Annotated in this window: 15 protein-coding genes and 3 pseudogenes; 10 read left to right on the top strand and 8 right to left on the bottom strand. The window is 70.9% G+C overall.

The window, feature by feature from the left end:
- Window positions 1-393: 393 nt before the first annotated feature.
- Both ABZY11_RS16550 and ABZY11_RS16555 read left to right on the top strand, forming a co-directional pair.
- Window positions 394-996 carry a L,D-transpeptidase gene (locus ABZY11_RS16550; RefSeq protein ID WP_356479809.1) on the top strand — a complete coding sequence of 201 codons (603 nt, stop codon included), beginning with the start codon at window positions 394-396 and terminating at the stop codon, window positions 994-996.
- A gap of 245 nt (window positions 997-1,241) precedes the next feature.
- Entirely contained in the window at window positions 1,242-2,225 is a 984-nt protein-coding gene (locus tag ABZY11_RS16555) for a CorA family divalent cation transporter (protein ID WP_356479810.1), read from the top strand.
- A 79-nt stretch (window positions 2,226-2,304) separates the two neighbouring features.
- Here the strand turns inward: ABZY11_RS16555 and ABZY11_RS16560 are convergent, their stop codons facing one another.
- Window positions 2,305-3,054 carry a hypothetical protein gene (locus ABZY11_RS16560; protein WP_356479811.1) on the bottom strand — a complete coding sequence of 250 codons (750 nt, stop codon included), beginning with the start codon at window positions 3,052-3,054 and terminating at the stop codon, window positions 2,305-2,307.
- A gap of 137 nt (window positions 3,055-3,191) precedes the next feature.
- On the opposite strand from ABZY11_RS16560, the gene ABZY11_RS16565 reads away from it, so the two are divergent.
- The 3 genes from ABZY11_RS16565 to ABZY11_RS16575 are packed head-to-tail and all read left to right on the top strand — an operon-like array spanning window position 3,192 to window position 5,060.
- Window positions 3,192-3,977 carry a DeoR/GlpR family DNA-binding transcription regulator gene (locus ABZY11_RS16565; protein WP_356479812.1) on the top strand — a complete coding sequence of 262 codons (786 nt, stop codon included), beginning with the start codon at window positions 3,192-3,194 and terminating at the stop codon, window positions 3,975-3,977.
- Window positions 3,978-4,005: 28 nt separating this feature from the next.
- Window positions 4,006-4,383: a DUF4406 domain-containing protein gene (locus ABZY11_RS16570; RefSeq protein WP_356479813.1), complete on the top strand. Its 378-nt coding sequence runs from the start codon at window positions 4,006-4,008 to the stop codon at window positions 4,381-4,383.
- Entirely contained in the window at window positions 4,380-5,060 is a 681-nt protein-coding gene (locus tag ABZY11_RS16575; RefSeq protein ID WP_356479814.1) for an NUDIX domain-containing protein, read from the top strand. Before ABZY11_RS16570 ends, ABZY11_RS16575 begins: the two co-directional genes overlap by 4 nt.
- A gap of 24 nt (window positions 5,061-5,084) precedes the next feature.
- Here ABZY11_RS16575 and ABZY11_RS16580 read toward each other — a convergent pair whose 3' ends face one another.
- Window positions 5,085-5,702 carry a TetR/AcrR family transcriptional regulator gene (locus ABZY11_RS16580; RefSeq protein WP_356479815.1) on the bottom strand — a complete coding sequence of 206 codons (618 nt, stop codon included), beginning with the start codon at window positions 5,700-5,702 and terminating at the stop codon, window positions 5,085-5,087.
- 53 nt (window positions 5,703-5,755) lie between these two features.
- On the opposite strand from ABZY11_RS16580, the gene ABZY11_RS16585 reads away from it, so the two are divergent.
- Window positions 5,756-6,760, top strand: coding sequence for a GNAT family protein (locus tag ABZY11_RS16585; RefSeq protein WP_356479816.1), 1,005 nt, complete (start codon window positions 5,756-5,758; stop codon window positions 6,758-6,760).
- Between the two features lie 25 nt (window positions 6,761-6,785).
- Window positions 6,786-7,142: pseudogene (locus ABZY11_RS16590) on the top strand (DUF6596 domain-containing protein); the annotation flags it as partial.
- Between the two features lie 163 nt (window positions 7,143-7,305).
- On the opposite strand, the gene ABZY11_RS16595 reads toward ABZY11_RS16590, so the two are convergent.
- On the bottom strand, window positions 7,306-8,535 hold the full coding sequence (locus ABZY11_RS16595; RefSeq protein WP_356479817.1) for a PQQ-binding-like beta-propeller repeat protein: 1,230 nt from the start codon (window positions 8,533-8,535) through the stop codon (window positions 7,306-7,308).
- A 283-nt stretch (window positions 8,536-8,818) separates the two neighbouring features.
- Between ABZY11_RS16595 and ABZY11_RS16600 the strand changes: the two genes are divergently transcribed.
- Window positions 8,819-10,009, top strand: coding sequence for a serine/threonine-protein kinase (locus ABZY11_RS16600; protein ID WP_356479818.1), 1,191 nt, complete (start codon window positions 8,819-8,821; stop codon window positions 10,007-10,009).
- 167 nt (window positions 10,010-10,176) lie between these two features.
- On the opposite strand, the gene ABZY11_RS16605 is transcribed toward ABZY11_RS16600, so the two are convergent.
- Window positions 10,177-10,347, bottom strand: coding sequence for a hypothetical protein (locus ABZY11_RS16605; RefSeq protein ID WP_356479819.1), 171 nt, complete (start codon window positions 10,345-10,347; stop codon window positions 10,177-10,179).
- Window positions 10,348-10,672: 325 nt separating this feature from the next.
- On the opposite strand from ABZY11_RS16605, the pseudogene ABZY11_RS16610 reads away from it, so the two are divergent.
- Window positions 10,673-10,780 (top strand): annotated as a pseudogene (locus ABZY11_RS16610) (snapalysin family zinc-dependent metalloprotease); the annotation flags it as partial.
- A gap of 108 nt (window positions 10,781-10,888) precedes the next feature.
- On the opposite strand, the gene ABZY11_RS16615 reads toward ABZY11_RS16610, so the two are convergent.
- Complete coding sequence (locus ABZY11_RS16615; protein ID WP_356479820.1) at window positions 10,889-12,154, bottom strand: MFS transporter; 1,266 nt, start codon at window positions 12,152-12,154, stop codon at window positions 10,889-10,891.
- A 110-nt stretch (window positions 12,155-12,264) separates the two neighbouring features.
- On the opposite strand from ABZY11_RS16615, the gene ABZY11_RS16620 reads away from it, so the two are divergent.
- A complete protein-coding gene (locus ABZY11_RS16620) occupies window positions 12,265-12,966 on the top strand; it encodes an FCD domain-containing protein (RefSeq protein WP_356479821.1) in 702 nt (233 codons plus the stop codon).
- Between the two features lie 51 nt (window positions 12,967-13,017).
- Here ABZY11_RS16620 and ABZY11_RS16625 read toward each other — a convergent pair.
- The 3 genes and pseudogenes from ABZY11_RS16625 to ABZY11_RS16635 all read right to left on the bottom strand — a co-directional run.
- Window positions 13,018-13,350, bottom strand: a pseudogene (locus ABZY11_RS16625) (hypothetical protein); the annotation flags it as partial.
- Between the two features lie 90 nt (window positions 13,351-13,440).
- Window positions 13,441-15,285, bottom strand: a complete 1,845-nt coding sequence (locus ABZY11_RS16630) for a thiamine pyrophosphate-binding protein (protein WP_356479822.1) — start codon at window positions 15,283-15,285, stop codon at window positions 13,441-13,443.
- Window positions 15,282-17,393, bottom strand: coding sequence for an FAD-dependent oxidoreductase (locus ABZY11_RS16635; RefSeq protein WP_356479823.1), 2,112 nt, complete (start codon window positions 17,391-17,393; stop codon window positions 15,282-15,284). Before ABZY11_RS16635 ends, ABZY11_RS16630 begins: the two co-directional genes overlap by 4 nt.
- Between the last annotated feature and the right edge of the window lie 16 nt (window positions 17,394-17,409).

The raw sequence follows: 17,409 nt of genomic DNA on the forward strand, positions 1-17,409 counted from the left end.
GGAGCCGGGCTGTTCCGGAGCCCCCCGCCGCACTGCCGGCAGCCGCTCGGCGTGCGACCGGTGGGGCTGTGCCCGGCCGGCCCGGCGGTGCTTCCGGCACCGGTGGCGGCGGCCGGGGCGCCAACGGCCGGGAGCGACGCCGTCGGTGCGGCCTCCGATATTCACCTGGCACGCATAAGCGCAGGCCGGACCGCTGCATGAGTGCATGCATGATCGCCCATCGGCGCATGGCTGCCAGGCGTTCCGTGCCGCGTCCCCGCAGCCTCATGGTTGGTCCACGACGCCCCGCACCTCACGGTCCCGGCGGCTCGCCCCGGGACCGATGGAGCCGGGAAGCACGCCCCGGACTCCCGGGGCGTGCCGATTCATCAACCCTCGAAGGAGCAATCACCCATGTCCGCAAGCTCTCCCCTGCGTGTCCGTGCCGCTGCCATCGGCCTGAGTGCCATGGCCCTGATGACCGTTGCCGCCGCCACCGCCCCGAGCGGTCAGGCCGCTCCCGCGGCCGGCGGCCGGCCGGCTGCCGCTGCCGCCGTCACCACCCTGAAGTTCGTACGGAACACCGGTGACCCCCAGAACTCCCGTCTGATGGTGGTACGCAACAACAAGACGGAGGCCGTCTTCCGCGCCGGCTCCGGCCTCGGCCGCAACCACGCCAAGGGACGCGACGAGTGTGCCTCGGGCAAGGGATGGCTGCCCGCCGGCACCTACACCGTCGGTGCCCGCCAGACCCGCTACAACGGCAACTTCATCAAGGGCCACGCCATCCCCCTGAGCAACAAGACGTGCAAGAACGGCCGGACCACGCGTACGGAACTCTTCATCCACAGCGAGATGACCCTCAGCGGAGGGCAGGGCAGCACCGAGAGCCGGCGCTGGGACGGCGTGGGCGACTACAAGTCCGCGGGCTGCATCAAGCTCGCCCCGGAGGACATCAAGAAGCTGTTCCGCAACCTCGGCCGGGGCTCGGCCCCCAACCGTCTCGTCGTGGTCTGACACGGGAGCGGGTGTGCTCCTGGCCACGGCCCGGAGCGCACCCACCACACCGTGTGGTCCACGCCATCGGCCTCCTGACCGGGCAACTGCTCGAATGCGTGGTCCGTGTCATCCTCGCGGTCGGCGCGTACGTCCGGCCCGGCGCGCTTCCCGCCGTGAAAATGGATCCGCATACGGTCCCGGCTCCGCGTACCGAGGCGTGCGCGGTGGCCGCGGATGACCCCAGTGACCCATGGCGAGGGACGATGATCGTATCGATGGTGTCGATGCCGGGAGGGACCGTCACCCGCACCCATGTGTCGGAGGCACGTGAGCGTCTGGCGGCATCCCGTTTCCTGCTCGTGGACATCGAGCTGCCCGAGGAGAAACCATCCGACGAACAGCCGGTCGCCCACCTGCTCGGGCTGGAGGCCGAGGACGTGGCGTGGCTCGGCAAGGAAGGCGAATCCGCGCGGGTCGAGTTCCTCGGGGACAGCGCCGCGTTCGTCGTGCCCGCGGTCCAGGCGGCCCGGATCACGCATATCCATGCCTTCGTGACCGAGCGGTACCTGATCACGGTGCACCGAGGACCGGCCGGAACGATCGGGAGCCTCACCGCCAGGCTGCCGCACGAAAGACCCCCCGACACCGTGGCCATGCTGTTCCTGCTGCTCGAAGAGGCCCTGGACACCTTCCGCGGATCCGCCGTGCAGGCCCTGCTGGAGGTGGAGGACCTGGAGGACGAGATGTTCCGGCACCGGGTCCCACAACATGTCTACCGTCTGGCACGGCTGCGGCGGCGCGGGGCGCTCCTGCACCACGCGCTCCTGCCCTACCTCCAGGTGGCGGACGAGACCTTCACGCGCCGGATGATGAACCCCGGCTTCCCCGAGGAACGCCAGAAGCTCGCTCGCGACTACCAGCACACCGCGAGGTTGGTGCTCACGGACATCGAGTCTCTCCAGAACGCCGCCCGCCGCGCCTTCGCCAGTTACTCCTCCCTGGTGTCCGGCGAGCAGAACAGCGTGATCAACCGGCTGGCGATCGTGTCGACGATCTTCCTGCCACTGACCTTCCTTACCGGTTTCTTCGGCATGAACTTCACCTACCTGACCAATGAGTTGGAGAGCAGGGACGTCTTCTGGCTGCTCGCCGTGGGGCTGCAGGCGGTGTTCCTGCTCATCGCCCTCTACGCACTGCACCGCAGCCGCCTCTGGCGGAAACTGCGCGACGACGACCTCGACAACTGATCAGGCGGTGAGGAGGACGCCGGTCTCCTCGGCTGGAGCGTCGGTTCGCCCGTGACCGGCCGACGGCGTCGACGCCCCGTCACTCGTCCGGCAGGAGGAGCCAGACCTCGGAGAAGGCGAGGCCGTGCTCGTGGGTCGCGGCCCCGCACCGGCAGCCCAGCGTGACCACCCGCCAGTCGCAGGTCACCGTCCACGGTCCGGTCGTACCCCCGCACTCCGGGCAGCCGACGGTCTCGGCCGTCCACACACCGGGGGCGGGTCTGCCGTGGCGCCGGAATCGGCCTGTGTACTGGACCTGCCACAGCTCGACCGGCGGAGTGAGCGGAGAGGTCCCGGGCGGGCTCACCGCGGCCAGGGTGGTGAACAGTGCGATCAGGCCGGGGAGCAGGGCCTCGCCCGCTTCGGTCGGCGGAACCGCCACGCCCTCCGCTGTCCTGGCCACCGCCCCGTATCTCGGGGCCGCCGCCGCGGACGGGGGGTTGGGAACGGCGTGCCAGGGCAGGAAGGCGCGAGCGACGGCGGCCAGCAGGGCGGCCGCGGGCGGGCTGACGATACCCGCGTCGAGGTGGTGGAGGGTGGTGCGCAGGATGCGTTGGAGCCGTCGGTCCCGATCCGTGGCCGATGTCCGCGCCCTCGCGTCCCTCCGGGGTGGAAGCGGGGCGGTGAGGCGGTCCAGGACGGCCGCCGCCGCCTCGGCGTCCGTCGGCGCGGGACGCCACTGACCGCCGGCGAGGGACTGTCGGGCCCTCGCGGACTCCCGGGTCAGGGCGCGCGTCATCAGCAACGGAGCACCGGACGCCGTCAAGTGGGTGTCGCGCGCGTTCGTCATGGCCCCCTGCCCCGTGCCCGGTTACATCGCGATCCGCCGCCCACCTGCCGTGGACGCCGGTGGGTATCCCGTATCCCATCACAACATTTCTCACATTAGAATGTTCATTCAAACTGAAGCATGGTAGAAATTGAGGCATGGGTGTCGCCAATCGTTTGGACCTGACCCTGCGATTGGTGCAGGGCTCCGACCGGGTTTCCGTGTCGGAGCTCTCCCATCGCCTGGGCGTCTCGGAGATGACCGTGCGCAGGGACCTTGACGCGCTGGAGCGTCAGGGCCTGGTGCGGAGGGTGCACGGCGGCGCCGTTGCCACCCGCCCGCGCGACGAGGACGCGGGATTCTCCGCGCGGGAGCCGTGGCAGGCGGCCACCAAGGACCGCCTCGGTGCGGCCGTGGCCGCGCTGGTGGAGCCGGGATCGCGGGTGCTGCTCGACGCGGGGACCACCACCGTGCACGTCGCCGAGCACCTGGCCGCCCGAGCCCCGCTGACCGTCGCCGTGCTCAGCCTGCAGGCGGCGTCGAGCCTGGCCGACCGGCCCGGGATCGACCTGCTGGTCGTGGGGGGCCGCTCCCGTCCCGCCGAACGCTCCCTCGTCGGCCCGCTGGCGCTGCGCACCCTGGAGTCCCTGGCGTTCGACTGCTTCGTGATGTCCATCGGCGGTGTGCACGCCGAGCACGGCTGGTCGGAGTTCTCACTGGACGACGCGGCCGTCAAGCAGGTCGGACTCACCCGGGCCACCCGCACGATCGCGGTGGCGGACGCGACCAAGCTGGGAGTGCGCGCGTTCAGCCGGGTCGCACCCCTCGACGCGGTACACCGCTTCGTCACCGACAAGGCGGCCGAGGACGCCGCCACACATCCCAGCGGCCCGGAGACCCTGGACGCCCTGCGGGACGCGGGTGTCGACAGCCTTCTGGTCTGACCAGCCCATCCCCGAGGAGTGAACGCTCATGACCAACGCGCCACGCGCACTGATGATTCTCGTCGCGGGCCCCTACCGGTCGGGCACCAACGACGACCCCCGCCAACTCGCAGCCAACGTACGGGCGATGAACGAAGCCGCGCTCGTCCTGTTCCGGGCCGGGCACCTGCCGGTCACCGGCGAAGCCCTCGCCCTGCCGCTCCTGGAGACGGCCGGCAGCACCGGCCCCGGTGACGCGCTCTTCCAGGAGATCTTCCACCCCGTCGCCGAGCGGCTGCTCTCCCGCTGCGACGCGGTCCTGCGGATCGGCGGCCCCTCCGAGGGGGCGGACCGGATGGTCGCCCAGGCCCTGGCTCAGGGCAAGGAGGTCTACACCGGCCTCGCCGCCGTTCCGGCCGCCCGATGACCGCCGGCATCGATACCCCCGACCGGCGCGGTCGCACCGGCCTGGACCAGCACGGCCGCGACCTCACCGGCAACCCGCGCGTGCGGATCCGCGAGGTGGAGCTGCTCTCCAGCGACTGGTACGTCCTGCGGAAGACCACCTTCGACTACCGGCACACCGACGGACACTGGAGCCGCGAGCAGCGCGAGACCTACGACCGCGGTGACGGGGCAACCATCCTGCTCCACAACACCGACCGGCGCACGGTGCTGCTGACCCGTCAGTTCCGCCTCCCCGCCTATGTCAACGAACACCCCGACGGGATGCTGCTCGAAACCGCTGCCGGGCTCCTGGACGGCGACAGCCCGGAAGAGGCGATCCGCCGGGAGGCCGCCGAAGAGACCGGACACACCGTCGGCGCCGTCGAGCACGTCTTCGACGTCTATATGAGTCCCGGCTCGGTCACCGAGCGCCTGCACTTCTTCGCCGCCCCCTACGACACGGCCGGCGCCCCCGTCGGCACCGGCGCCGGCGGAATCGCCGCCGAGGGCGAGGACATCACCACCGTGGAACTCCCCTTCGACGAGGCACTCGACCGGATCCGCAACGGCACGATCGCCGATGCCAAGACCATCATGCTGCTCCAATGGGCCGCCCTCGACGGCCCGTTCGCACGATGGGGGCAACGAGGGCAATGAGCGTACGGATGCGGGCCGGGCCCCTCACGGCTTCGATGCGTCCGGGGCTTCGGGCAGCGCGATCGAGGCGAGGAAGTCGTCGAGCATGGCGGTCTGCACGTCCTCGGGGAACCGGCCGGGGTCGAAGAGGGCCTGGACGACGAGTCCATGGGTGAACGCGACCGCGGTGGCGGCGAGTTGTTCCGGGTCGGCGGCGGGGGGAAGCTCGCCCAGGCCGCGCGCGGCTTCGAAGTGCGGGCGGAGCGTCGAGCGCATCCGGGTGTAGCGGTCGGCCTGGTCCGCGGCCAGCCCGTCGTCGGCGAGGGCCAGATCCCAGGAGCTGACCCAGATGCGGTTGCGGGCGGTGTCGTCCGGGGCCAGCGGCAGGATGTCCAGCAGCATGGCTCGCACGGTGGCGAGGCCCCCGGCGGGACGCTCACGGCGCGGACGTTCCGCGGTGCGCTTCTCCAGCAGGTCCAGGGCATGCGCGATCAAGGCCCGCTTGGCCGGGAAGTAGTGCATGAGCATCCCGGTCGAGACGCCCATCCCGGCTGCGACGGCGCGCAGGGTCAGCCCGCCGAATCCCTTGTCGGCGAGTACCTGCCACACCGCCCGGGACACGTCGTCACGGCGGGCTTCACGGTCTCCAGGTGCGGGTGGCATGCTGCTACCTTACGTACCGAACGCTTGTTACGCACCCCAGGGACGAGGTATCCGTGTTCACACTGCCGCTCGGCGACACTGCTCAGCTCCGCCCTCTGGAGCCCCGGCACGCGCAGGAGTTCCTCACCCATATCGACCGCTCACGGCGCTATGTGGACCCTTGGATACCCTGGGCGACGTTCAGCACCGACCTCGCCTCCGCCACGGCCGTGCTCCAGCGTTACGCCGACAAACAGGCCGCGGACAGCGCCCGGATCTACGGGATCTGGCTGGACGGCACACTGGTCGGCGGCGTCATGTTCACCCGTTTCGACAGCACCTCCGGAGTGTGTGAGGTCGGCTGCTGGCTGGAGCCCGCCGGGGAAGGCCGAGGGCTGGTGACCCGGGCGTGCCGGGTGTTGATCGACTGGGCCTTCGCGGAGCGCGGGATGAGCCGGGTCGAATGGTGGGTCGCGGCGGGCAACACCCGCAGCATCGAGGTCGCGCGCCGGCTCGGGATGACCCGTGACGGTGTGCTGCGGCAGCACACCGCGTACCGGGGCGTGCGACACGACATCGAGGTCTGGTCGGTCCTCTCCGACGAGTGGCCGGCCGTGCGGAAGGCGCCCGCGGGAGAAGTGCCCGTGGGAGGAGCACCCGAAGAAGAAGTGCCCGTTTCCGACGTCAAGGCCGAACTCGACCGGCTGATGCACTCCTTCCTCGGCGCGTTCGCCAACACCGACAACGGTCGGCCGAACCTCGACGTCGTCCGTGAGGTGTTCATTCCGCAAGGGACGATCATCGCGAACATCGGCGACGAGCCCGTGGTCCACGACCTCGACTCATTCATCGAGCCCCGGGAGAAGATGCTCACCGACGGGACGCTGACCGAGTTCTCCGAATGGGAGGTCGCCGAACGGACCGAGGTGTACGGGTCCATCGCGCACCGGTTCAGCGAGTACCGGAAGTCCGGTGTCCGCGACGGCGAGAGGTTCGAGGGCTCCGGCCGCAAGACCACCCAGTTCGTACGGACGCCCACCGGCTGGCGGATGAGCTCGATGGCCTGGGAAGACGAGTAGGGCTCCTTGGCCGTCGACGGCGGAAGTGCTCTACCTGATATTCAACGAGGGCTGCACCGCCTCCTCCGGCAGCGAGCTGCACCGCGCCGCCCTCGCACACGAGGCGATCCGGCCGGCCAGGATGGTGTACGCGCAGCTGCCCGAGGACGGCGAGGTGACCGGCCTGCTCGCACTGATGCTGCTGACCCACCCCCGCCGGGAGGCGCGTACGACGGCGACCGGCGACCTGGTGCCGCTGGACGCCGGGCACCACCGGCTGCTGTCCGTACGGGCGCATCTGCTGGAGAAGGCCGGCGACACGGCCGGGGCCCACGAGCACTACCGGCGCGCCGCGAAGTCCACCGCCGGCATCGCCGAGCAGCGCTATCCGGAGTCCTGGGCCGGCCGGCTGAAGGCATGGATATGGATCCTGCCCGGGTCCGGCCGGCCGGGCCGGTGCGAGCCTCGCGAGCTCACACAGGGAACCGCGAGCCCGCACACGCATCGCGACGAACTGCGGCGCCCGGCCGCCGATCGAGGTCCCGTCGCGCGACCGGGCGTCCGGATCACACGGCGGGGAGCGCGTAGAGCCGCTTCCCGTGCATCACGGCCAGCCGGTCGCCCGCCGCCGCCACGTACCACTGCTGGATGTCGCCGGTGTTGTCGTTGTAGGTCCAGCGCAGCTTCCCGGTCGCCGCGTCGAAGGCGTGCACACCGCCGTCCTCGTCGAACTCGGTCGCGCCGTACAGGGTGCCGTTCACCTTGACGAACTGCCACGCCTGCGTCGCCGAATCCAGCAGGTCCTCGTTGTGCCAGATCTGCTTGCCCGTGGCGGGGTCCACCGCCCACATGCCGCGCACGCTGTCGGACGCGTAGAGCACCCCGTCCAGGACGTGCGGGTCGTTGAACGTGCTGAACTCCTCCGTCCGGAGCGACCAGCGCTCCTTGCCGCCGGCCAGGTCGAACGCCCGCAGCCGCCGGGCGTCCGCCACGATCACCAGATCCTCGTGCACGGCGAAGCGGCGGTTGTTGGACCGGCTGATCTTCTTCGTCCACAGCTGTCGGCCGGTCGCCGTGTCGCGGACGGTCACGTTCTCCCGGTAGTCCGTGTAGATCAGGCGCCCGTCGACGGCTGCGGCGGTGATGCCGAACTCCTCGGTGCCCGCGTCGCGCTGCTCGCGCCAGGCGATCTTGCCGGACGTGGTGTCGATGGCGGCGATGACGTTGTTCGGCGTCGTGAAGTCCTCCTCCAGGATGCCGGCGAGGACGTACACATGGCGGTCGTCGGCCGCGATCGGGCGCGGCTGCTCGTACTGCTTGCCCAGGCGGCTGCGCCAGGTCTCCTTGCCCGTGGCCGGATCCAGTCCCACCACGTCACCGTCGTACTCGGCACTGGCGAGGTAGAGCGTGCCGCCGCCGACGAGGAGTTTGGCGCCGGGCGTGGTGACACCGCGTCGCGACCACTTCTCCTTGCCGGTGGCCATGTCCCGTCCCACCAGCGGGTCGCCCGACACCAGGGCCAGGTCCCCGATCACCGCGAGCGCGTCGAGGCCGGACAGGCTGGTGTTCGCGGCGGCCGCCTGCCACAGCGGCTTGGGCGCGGTACCCGGCGGCGGGGTGGTGAAACTGCCACCACTCCTGCCCCCGCCCGGCTTGGAACTGCCACCCGAAAGGTCCGCTTCCTCCTCGGGGCCGCACCCCACGACCCCGGCCCCGAACACGGCCAGCCCCAGCCCTGTCCCGGCCAGCCTGAGTATCTGCCTGCGCGACACCACGTGCCCGTCACGACCGCCCATGTCTGTTCCCACTTCCGTCCTACTGTTCCGACGTCCCCCAGGGACACCTTGAGCGCCGCCAGGCTAACCATCGATTTTCGGCCGAACGCCGGATGGCACAGAGTCGGGACATGGCCGTGAAGGTCCCGTCACAGGGCAACCGTCGCTCCCGCCCGTGCGGGGGCGGTCGTCCCGCCGCCGCCCGGGACTGACCGGCGTACCCGGACCGACCCGGACCCGTGCCGTACGAGGGGGTTGCCCGAGTCATACTGGGGCGCCGAGCACAGGGGGAGGCACACAGCGCATGGGGCACGGAGCGGACGGTGCGGGCCTGCCGGATCGTATCGGCGGGTACGCCGTGGAGCGGGAGTTGGGGGCCGGCGGGATGGGCACCGTGTACCTGGCGCGTTCGCGCGGCGGGCGTGCGGTGGCCGTCAAGGTGGCACGTCCGGAGCTCGCGGCCGACCCGCACTTCCGGGAGCGGTTCCGCGCCGAGGTCGCGGCCGCGCGCAGTGTGGGCGGCTTCCACACGGCCCCGGTGGTGGACGCGGACCCGGCGGCGGCAGCGCCCTGGCTGGCCACGGCGTACGTTCCCGGGCCCACGCTCGCCGCGCTGCTCGACGCCGAGGGGTCGATGGACGAGGCGCGGCTGCGGCAGCTGGGCGCGGCGCTCGCCGAGGCACTGGCGGCGATCCACGGCTGCGGCCTGGTGCACCGTGATCTGAAGCCCGGGAACATCATCATGGCCGCGGACGGCCCGCGGGTCCTGGACTTCGGAATCGCGCGGGCGCTGGAGTCGACCCGCCTGACGGCCACCGGTATGGCCTTCGGAACGCCGGGGTTCCTGTCGCCCGAGCAGGCGCAGGGGCAGGAAGTCGGCGGCGCCGCGGATGTGTTCGCGCTGGGGGCCGTGCTCGTCGCGGCGGCGGGCGGCAGCGCGTTCGGCGCGGGCACGCCGATGGGCATGATGTACCGGTCGGTGCACGAGCCGCCGGATCTGACCGCGGTGCCGGACGGTCTGCGGCCGGTCCTGGCATTGTGCCTCGCCAAGGACCCGGACCAACGGCCCACGCCAGAAGGTCTGTTGGACCTGTTCGTGCCGGACACCGCGACGTACTCCCCCACGGTGGCGCTGCCCCCGCCGCCTTCCCACGCACCGTCCGGCGCCGTCCCGCTGCACCAGGCCCCGACCGAGGCCGCCCCCGTGAGCGACGCGTCGGCCGACACCGACCTCGCTTTCCTGGCGGCCGACCCGAAGGCGTCCCTCCTGATCGACGCCACGGGTGTGGCGCTCTCCTCGGTGGCCGGCAAGTCGCAGTTCACCTGGGCCGAGATCAGCGCCGTCGAGTACGTTGCCGAGAGCCCCAAACACCTCGGGGTCACCGTACGCCTCCACGACGGCACCGCCCACCGGTGCCTGCTCGCCGCTCGCAGGCGGGCCCGCCTCCAGGAGTGGCTGGAGGACCTGCCGCTGATCCTGGAGTGCTTCACGTAGCCCGCGTTCCGCGAGCACGGCACCGCGCTGCGGGGCCTCGTCGACGAGGCCAGGTACAGCTTGGTGGGTCAGCCCGCCGCGAGAGCGGCCGGGCCCGTGGTCGGCCGGCTCCGCCTGGACGCCGCCGGGGGTGTTGCCCCGCCGGTCGTTGTGCTGCGATGTCCGGGCTACATGTGGCGTCGGCGACGGCGCGTGAACGCGAGCAGGGCCACGCCGAGACCGCCCAGTACGGCAGCCGCGGCCACGTACCCGGCGACCTGCGCACCGGCGGTCGCGAGGGAGCCTTCGTCGTCCAGGCGGGCGAGCTGCCCGGCCATCACCTCCCGGTCCCCGATCACCCGCTCCAGTACAGCGTTCCCGATCAGACAACCGTGAGGGCCGGTCCGTGCGGTGGACGTTGTGCTGCTGCCGCCTGGCGCCGCCGGAGCAACGCAAAGAGTTGAGCGGTTGAGTGCGCCCCCGCGCACGCGGGATGTCCCAACCAACAGCTTCGCTAGATCCCTGGTCGGCAACGCCGGCACCAGGAGCCTTCGAGCGCGAACACACGACACCTCAACATGAGAGTTCGCCAGTCCCAAGGCCGTGTCAGGAAAGGGGGCAGGTGAGCGGCAGTACGCGTTTCGGGAGGGGCCGCTGCCCGTCTGCTTCGGGCAGGAGACGGGCCACTACTCCGGCCCGTGCAGCGAGCTGATGTCGGGCGGCGGTCCCGGCCCGTCCTGCACCAACCCGTACCCCAATGCGAACGAGCGCAGCCAGGTCAACTACCTGTGACAGTACGGCTTCGCGGCTTCACTCGCGCGCAGCGCCTCCTGACCATACCGGTCCGGACGCGTCGCACCACCGGGGCCACCTCGTAGGACGGGGTGGCCCCGCTGCCGTCTACCGGTCCTGCGGTGCGGTACGGGTCAGGCGCAGTCCGACGAACAGCTGGAGCGCGGCGAGCGCGAGCAGTACGGCCAGGGGCAGCGCCCAGCCGCCGGTGGCCGAGCGCAGCAGCCCGATGCCCAAGGGGCCCACTGAGGCGAGGAGATAGCCGGTGCTCTGGGAGAAGGTCGACAGCGCGGCGGTCTCCTGCGCGCTCCGGCCGCTCGCCCCGATGATGGCCAGGACCAGCGGAAACGCCCCGAGACCGAAGCCGGTCAGTACGGCCCAGAGCACGGGCAGGGCCAACGGGGCGCAGAGCAGGCCGAGACAGCCGGCCATCAGCGCGGCGCCGACCATGACGAACGCCAGGCGCAGCCGCGCGGCCGTCCTGGTGAGCGGCATCAGCGCGAAGGTCGAGGGGACCCCCACGATCAGCGCCAGGCCGAGCATGACGCCTGCCCGGTCGGAACTCATCCCGTGGTCGGACAGGACGGTCGGCAGCCAGCCGATGACCGCGTAGCTGTTGAGGGACTGCAGTGCGAAGAACGCGGTCACCAGGAGCCCGAAGCGGGTGCGTCCGGCGCTCCAGGCCGAGACCGTACCGCCGTCCGCACGCCATGCGGCGGACCTCCAGGATCCCGGCCGCAGCCCCCACACCACCAGGGCGAGCACGGCGGGCAGGGCCCAGGCCGCCAGCCCCAGCGAGGGGTTCCCCGCCAGATCGGCGACCGGGACCGCGGCAGCCGCGGCGACGGCCGAGCCGAGCGCCATCGTGGTGGTGTACACCCCGGTCAGCAGGGCGACACGGTCGGGGAAGTGTGCCTTGACCACCGCGGGCAGCAGGACGTTGCACAGGGCCAGTCCCGCCGCGCCCAGCAGCGTGCCGGCCAGCAGCGCCCCGGTCCCGGGCACCGCGCGCACGGCGAGCCCCACGGACAGCACCGCCAGGGCCAGCAGGACAGCACGCTCGGTGCCCACGCGCCGGGCCAGCATGGCACTGGTCGCACCGACCGCCGCGAAGCACAGCGTCGGCAGCGTCGGGACCAGGGAGGCGACGAAGGGCCCGAATCCCAGCTGGGCCCGGAGTTGCTCCAGCAGCGCGGACGTGCTGCTGATGCCGAGCCGCAGGTTAAGTGCGATCAGGACGATGCCGACGGCGGTCAGCCAGGCCGTTGCGGCACGGGACATCCGCGGGGCGGGGGCCGGGCGGGAGCTTGCGTCCGGGCGGAGGGCGGCGTTCGGGTGGGGGACGGTGTTCGGGGGGCGGCGAATGAGCGGCATGGCAGAAACATAAAACGTCTGACCTTTAACGTCCAACCTTTAGAGGTACGATGGTCTCCGCACCCGCTCACCCCGCTCGGGCCCGCTCACTCGACCAGGAAGGACCCGCCGTGGCTCTCCCCTCCGTCCGCCGCTCGGTGCTGGTCGACGACGTCATCCAGCGACTGCGTGACGAGATCACCTCGGGCAGATGGCCGATGGGTGCCCGCATCCCGACCGAGACGGCGCTCATCGAACAGCTCGGCGTCGCGCGGGGGACGCTCCGCGAGGCCACGCGCGCGCTCATCCACGCGGGGCTGTTGCAGGCACGGCAGGGCGACGGCACCTATGTGCGCGCCACCAACGAGCTGTCCGGCGCCATCCAGCGCCTCGACAGCGAGCTGGACGAGGTCCTCGAAGTCCGCCAGGGGCTGGACGCCCAGGCCGCCCGGCTGGCCGCCGCCCGCATCACGCCCGAGGCACTGGACTGCCTCGACGCGCTGCTGACCCGGCGCGCCACCGCCTGGCGGCAGCGCGACCGCGACGCCTGGATCGAGGCCGATCACACCTTCCACCAGGCTGTCGCCGCCAGCGGCGGCAACAGCCTGCTGAACAACCTGTACGCCGCCCTCGGCCCGGCCCTGCGCCGCTCCATGGCGGCCCACTGGGAGGACCAGGGCTTCGACGGCGCGGACCCCCGGGGGCACGAGGAGCTGCTCGACGCCCTGCGCGCCGGTGATCCCGTTCGCGCGGCGCGCAGCGCCACCTCCAACATCGACGCCACCGGCGACTGGCACGCGACCACACCGTCCACCCGGCCCGGGCGGGACTGAGCCCAGGGCCCGGCCGACGGACCCGGCACGGGATACGGCCGGGCCGGACGATCAGACGAGTTCCAGCGGGAAGGCGCCCCGGTGGCCCGTACCGGCTCCCTGTTCCGGGCGGGGCTCGAACTCGCGGCAGCTCCAGATCTCCTGGACGAACCCGGTGCGCCGGTCCCACAGGTCCCGGACATCGCCCTCACCGGCCGCCCCTCGGTAGGCGTCCTTCGCGCCCCGGAGGCATGCGAGGCCGCAGGAGAGTCCGCGCACTGCGGCCGGGGCCGGGAAGCAGTCCGAGAAGGCGCAGGCGATGCAGGTCTGGAGATGCACGCCGGGCGGCAGGGCGCGCTGGATCGTGGCGAGCGCGGACGCGAAGTCGCTTTCGGCGCGATGGGACGCGTTGGCGCGGACCATCAGTTCGCCGAGCACGGACGCAGCGCGCACCGGCCCCGATCCTTGGACCGGGGCCGGTGCGCCGTACGGCGGCTATTTGCAATTTTCGTCGATCTTGTACTGAAGTGCCCGCGGGTAGTCGTGCCGGTTGAGCCGGACCCGGACCAGGATCGGGGCGTCGTTGATGTCACTACCCGGATCGGCGATGTCGAGCAACAGTGACTCCAGCTCGGTGTGGGTGGTGAGCTCCCGCCCGTGCATCCGGTCCTTCTCCGAGCCGAAGACCTCTGCCAGCTTCTCGTACTGCCACGGGTGCAGCACGTTGTAGAAGTCGGCCCCGTCGGACGGCTTCTCCTTGTAATAGCAGGGGCTGACCAGCATCTGCTCGATACCGTAGAAGCCCTCGTTGTCCAGGACGAAGACCACCGGCCGCAGGTGGTGGCGCACTTGCGTGGACAGCTCCTGGCAGGTCTCCTGGAACGATCCGTCCCCGACGAACACCAGCGGCCGCTTGAGCGGCTGCTGGCGGGCCAGCGCCACCCCGGTGGCCGCGCCGACCGAGTAGCCGATGGACAGCCAGCTGTTCTGTGCCACGAAGCTCGCCCGCTCCGCCATCTGTAGATTCATCGAGCCCAGCAGTGCGAACGCTGCGTCCGAGACCACCGTGAACGGCGAGGTGGCCTCCGGGCCGTCGCCCTGCGCTTGGCTCAGCAGGAAGGCGTTCATGTGCTGGAAGAACCCGTCGTACGTGAGCTCCTCGGGGTAGTCCGCGCTGCTCAGGCCGGTCAGGAAGGCGATCGTGCTCGCCGGGACCTGCCGGTCCTTGGCGTGTGCCAGCGCGAAGAGGTCGGTTTCGAACGCCCGCTTGCCGAAAGCGACACCCAGCGCGTCCCGCAGTGCCGGGACGAACCGCGCCAGCTGGACGTCCGGGAAGTACTGCGCGCCGACGCTGACGCCCTCGTGGGCGGCCACGATCCAGTCGTCGCCGATCGACTTCTCGCCGCCGAGGTTCTTCGACGTCGACCAGGTGCCCAGGCCGATCCGGCACCCGGCGGCCTTGAATGCCTTGCGCACCTCCGGCAGGCTCGCCTTGCCGTTGTAGACGCCTGTGAAGCCCGGGGTGTTCTCGGAGACCACGGACTTCGCGCCGACGGTGGTGCAGAACGGGATGCCGGTCAGCTGCACCAGCGAGACCAGCTCCCGCTCCAGCCGGTTGCGCTCGATCTCCTCGCCCGCCCACAGCACCGGCGTGCCGAGCCGTTCGACCAGCTTCACCGAGGCCTCCACCGCCTTGGCGAGCATTTCCTCGTTCTTCTTGGTGAACGGCCTTTCCTGACCGCGGAGTTCGCCCAGCGGCTCGGCGCACGGGGCATTCCAGAGGTCGTCCATCACCTCCAGGTAGACCGGCCTGCGCTCGGTCAGGCCGGCGATGATCGCGCTGTCGATCTGCGAGGGCGCGAGCCCGGGGTTGGAGATCACCTGCGCGTCCACCGTGACCTGCCGGTAGACCTCCAGATTGCTCTCCCGGCGCTGGCTCATGTGCGAGGTGAGCAGACCGACCGCCTGGTAGTTGAGCCACTGCTCGTACGACGGCGCCGCGTTGATCGCGATCACCGGCACGTACTCGACGTAGGCGCCGCCGATCGGGTTGAGCAGGCTGAACGCGCCGACGCCGTAGGTGACCGCGACTGCGGCGACGCCCTGCTCGCCCTTGGCGAGGTCGGCGTCGGCGGCCCGCACCCGGGCGTAGGCGTCGGCGGCATAGCCGCCACCGATCTCGGTCGGGGTGCCGACCCAGCGCACCCCGGTGGTGGCGTGCATGATCGTCAGAAACGGGCCGAGGTGGTCACCCGGCACCCCGAACAGGTGCCGGATGCCCAACTGCTCAAGTCTCGTGGCCAGGTAACGGCCCACCGTCCATTCGCCGTTGCCGCTCATCCGCTCAGCACCTCCGCTCTGCGTGCGCGTCCGGCCCGCACCTCTGGATAGATCTCCGGTTTGGCGCGGGGTGGTGGTGTGGGTGCCTCGTGCACGGCGATCGCCGCGCGGACGGCGGTCTCCACCGCGCCCTCGATCCAGGCGTGCTTGAGCGAGACGTGCTCGCCGGCGAAGTGCACCGGGCCCTCCGGCTTGACCACGTCGAGGTGGAAGCTGGTCATCTGGTGCGGGGTGTACACCGCCGCCTCGCCGAAGGCGTACGGGTCGCGCAGCCAGCTCTGGGTCTGGCCATAGCCGGTGTAGAACACCTCGATCCGCCGGCCGTGCACCGACTGGAGGTTGCGCAGCGCGTACACGTACCGCTCGGCGTCGGCCATCGAGTCCCAGCGCACCGCGTCATCCGACCAGCTGTAGCTGGCCAGCACCACGCCGCCGCCGTCGCTGTCGGGCACCGGGTGCGAGGGGTAGTACATGAAGCGGTTCGGGTTGTCGGTGGTCGAACCGCCGCCGAAGCAGTTGGTGGCGGGGCGCACGCTCGCCCGGCGCAGCGGGGTGTGCCGGAAGACCTCCAACTGCTCCTGGCTGATCCGGCTGGAGTCCACGCTCCGGTGGGCGCCGAGCAGCACCCTCGGTAGATTGGGCGGTGGCCGGTGCCCGTTGTGCGCGGCCAGCGCGGCCGCCTCGGCGTCCTCCTCGCCGGCCCGCTGGTAGTACTCGTACAGGCCGGGCTCGATGGAGTCGAGCTCGTCCTTCCAGTCCGCCTCGGTGAACTCCCACCACCGGCGGGAAAACTCCAGCAGCACCTTGGTGGCCTGGTCGTAGTGTGTCTCGATGATCGCCCGGCGCTTCTTGTACGAGTACGGGGGCGAGACCTGGACGAACCGCAGCGCGGAGAACGGGACGGTGACGATCGCGAAGTCACCCTTCCAGACCGTGGGTTCGGCCTCTGGGTCGCCCTCGGGCACGGTGTGGACGGCAACCTGGGGCCCGTTCGGCCCGACGTCTTGGCCTGCCCCGCCGTCGCGGCGCGGGTCCCAGTACTCCATCTGGATCATCCGCTCGCCCATTTCGAGTTCGTCCTGGAGCTCATCGGCGAGGGCGTAGGGCAGCTGCCAGCTGCCGCCCTCGATCTCCCAATAGGTGGCGTCCGGGTTGATGTCGCTGCGGCCCAGGAAGGTGTGGAAGAAGGACAGGTGCAGCCGCGAGGTCATGTTCTCGATCGTGCCGATCGCCTCGATGGCCTCGTCACTGAAACCCGCGTACTCGCGCAGGAAGCGGCCCATCGAGTAGCCGTCGAAGTCGCGGATCACCCGGGCCCAGCCGTCCAGCCACTCGGCGAACGGCTTGCGCACCCGCTTGCCGTTCTCGATGTACGAGTAGTAGTCGCGGACCGGCTCCAGCGCCTGGTTGACCATCTCGCCGGCTGTGATCCGCGCCTCGTCGCCGGTGAGGTGGAAGCCCTCGTTGACGCTGCTCGGGTCGGCGGCGTACTCGCTGCGGCGGGCCTGGATCCGGTTGGTGCGGATCCAGCTGTTGAAGCGCTTGACCGGCTCGCGGAAGTCCGGGCTGTCCTCGCCGTGCTTCCAGACCTTGCCGTCCTCGAAGGACTCGTAGACCACCGGCGGGACGGGCGTGTTCTGGTTGCCGGTGTCGGGATCGACGTCGACGTTGCAGAACAGCTGCCGTTTCAGGCCGAGTCTGTCGACCAGGGCCAGGGTGAGCGGGTGGAAGCCGGGCAGCCGCATCGCTCCGGCCTCCCCGTACTGCACCGGGTCGTAGAACGGGCCGTCCTGCTCGTCATCGGTGGAGCGGAAGGTCTTGATCCGCCCGCCGACCCGGTTGGCGTTGGCCTCCAGGATGGTGACGTTGTGCCCGGCGTCCTTGAGCAGCTTCCCGGCAACCAGACCGGCGATCCCGGCGCCGACGATCAGCACGTCCTTGGGCTCGTCGGTCTCCGGGATGCCCTCCTTGATCAGGATGTCGAGGTAGCGCAGCTTCAGGTCCTTGTCGTCCGGACCGACCAGCAGCAGCTCGCGGGCCAGCTGCCAGCAGGTCTGCTGGCGGGCGCGGTCGTTGGCCGTGCCCTCGACGGTGGGTCTCTCGTTCATGGCTTCTCCTCGCCGC

The sequence above is a fragment of the Streptomyces sp. NPDC006510 genome, assembly GCF_040611955.1.
In the GTDB taxonomy this organism is placed as follows: domain Bacteria; phylum Actinomycetota; class Actinomycetes; order Streptomycetales; family Streptomycetaceae; genus Streptomyces.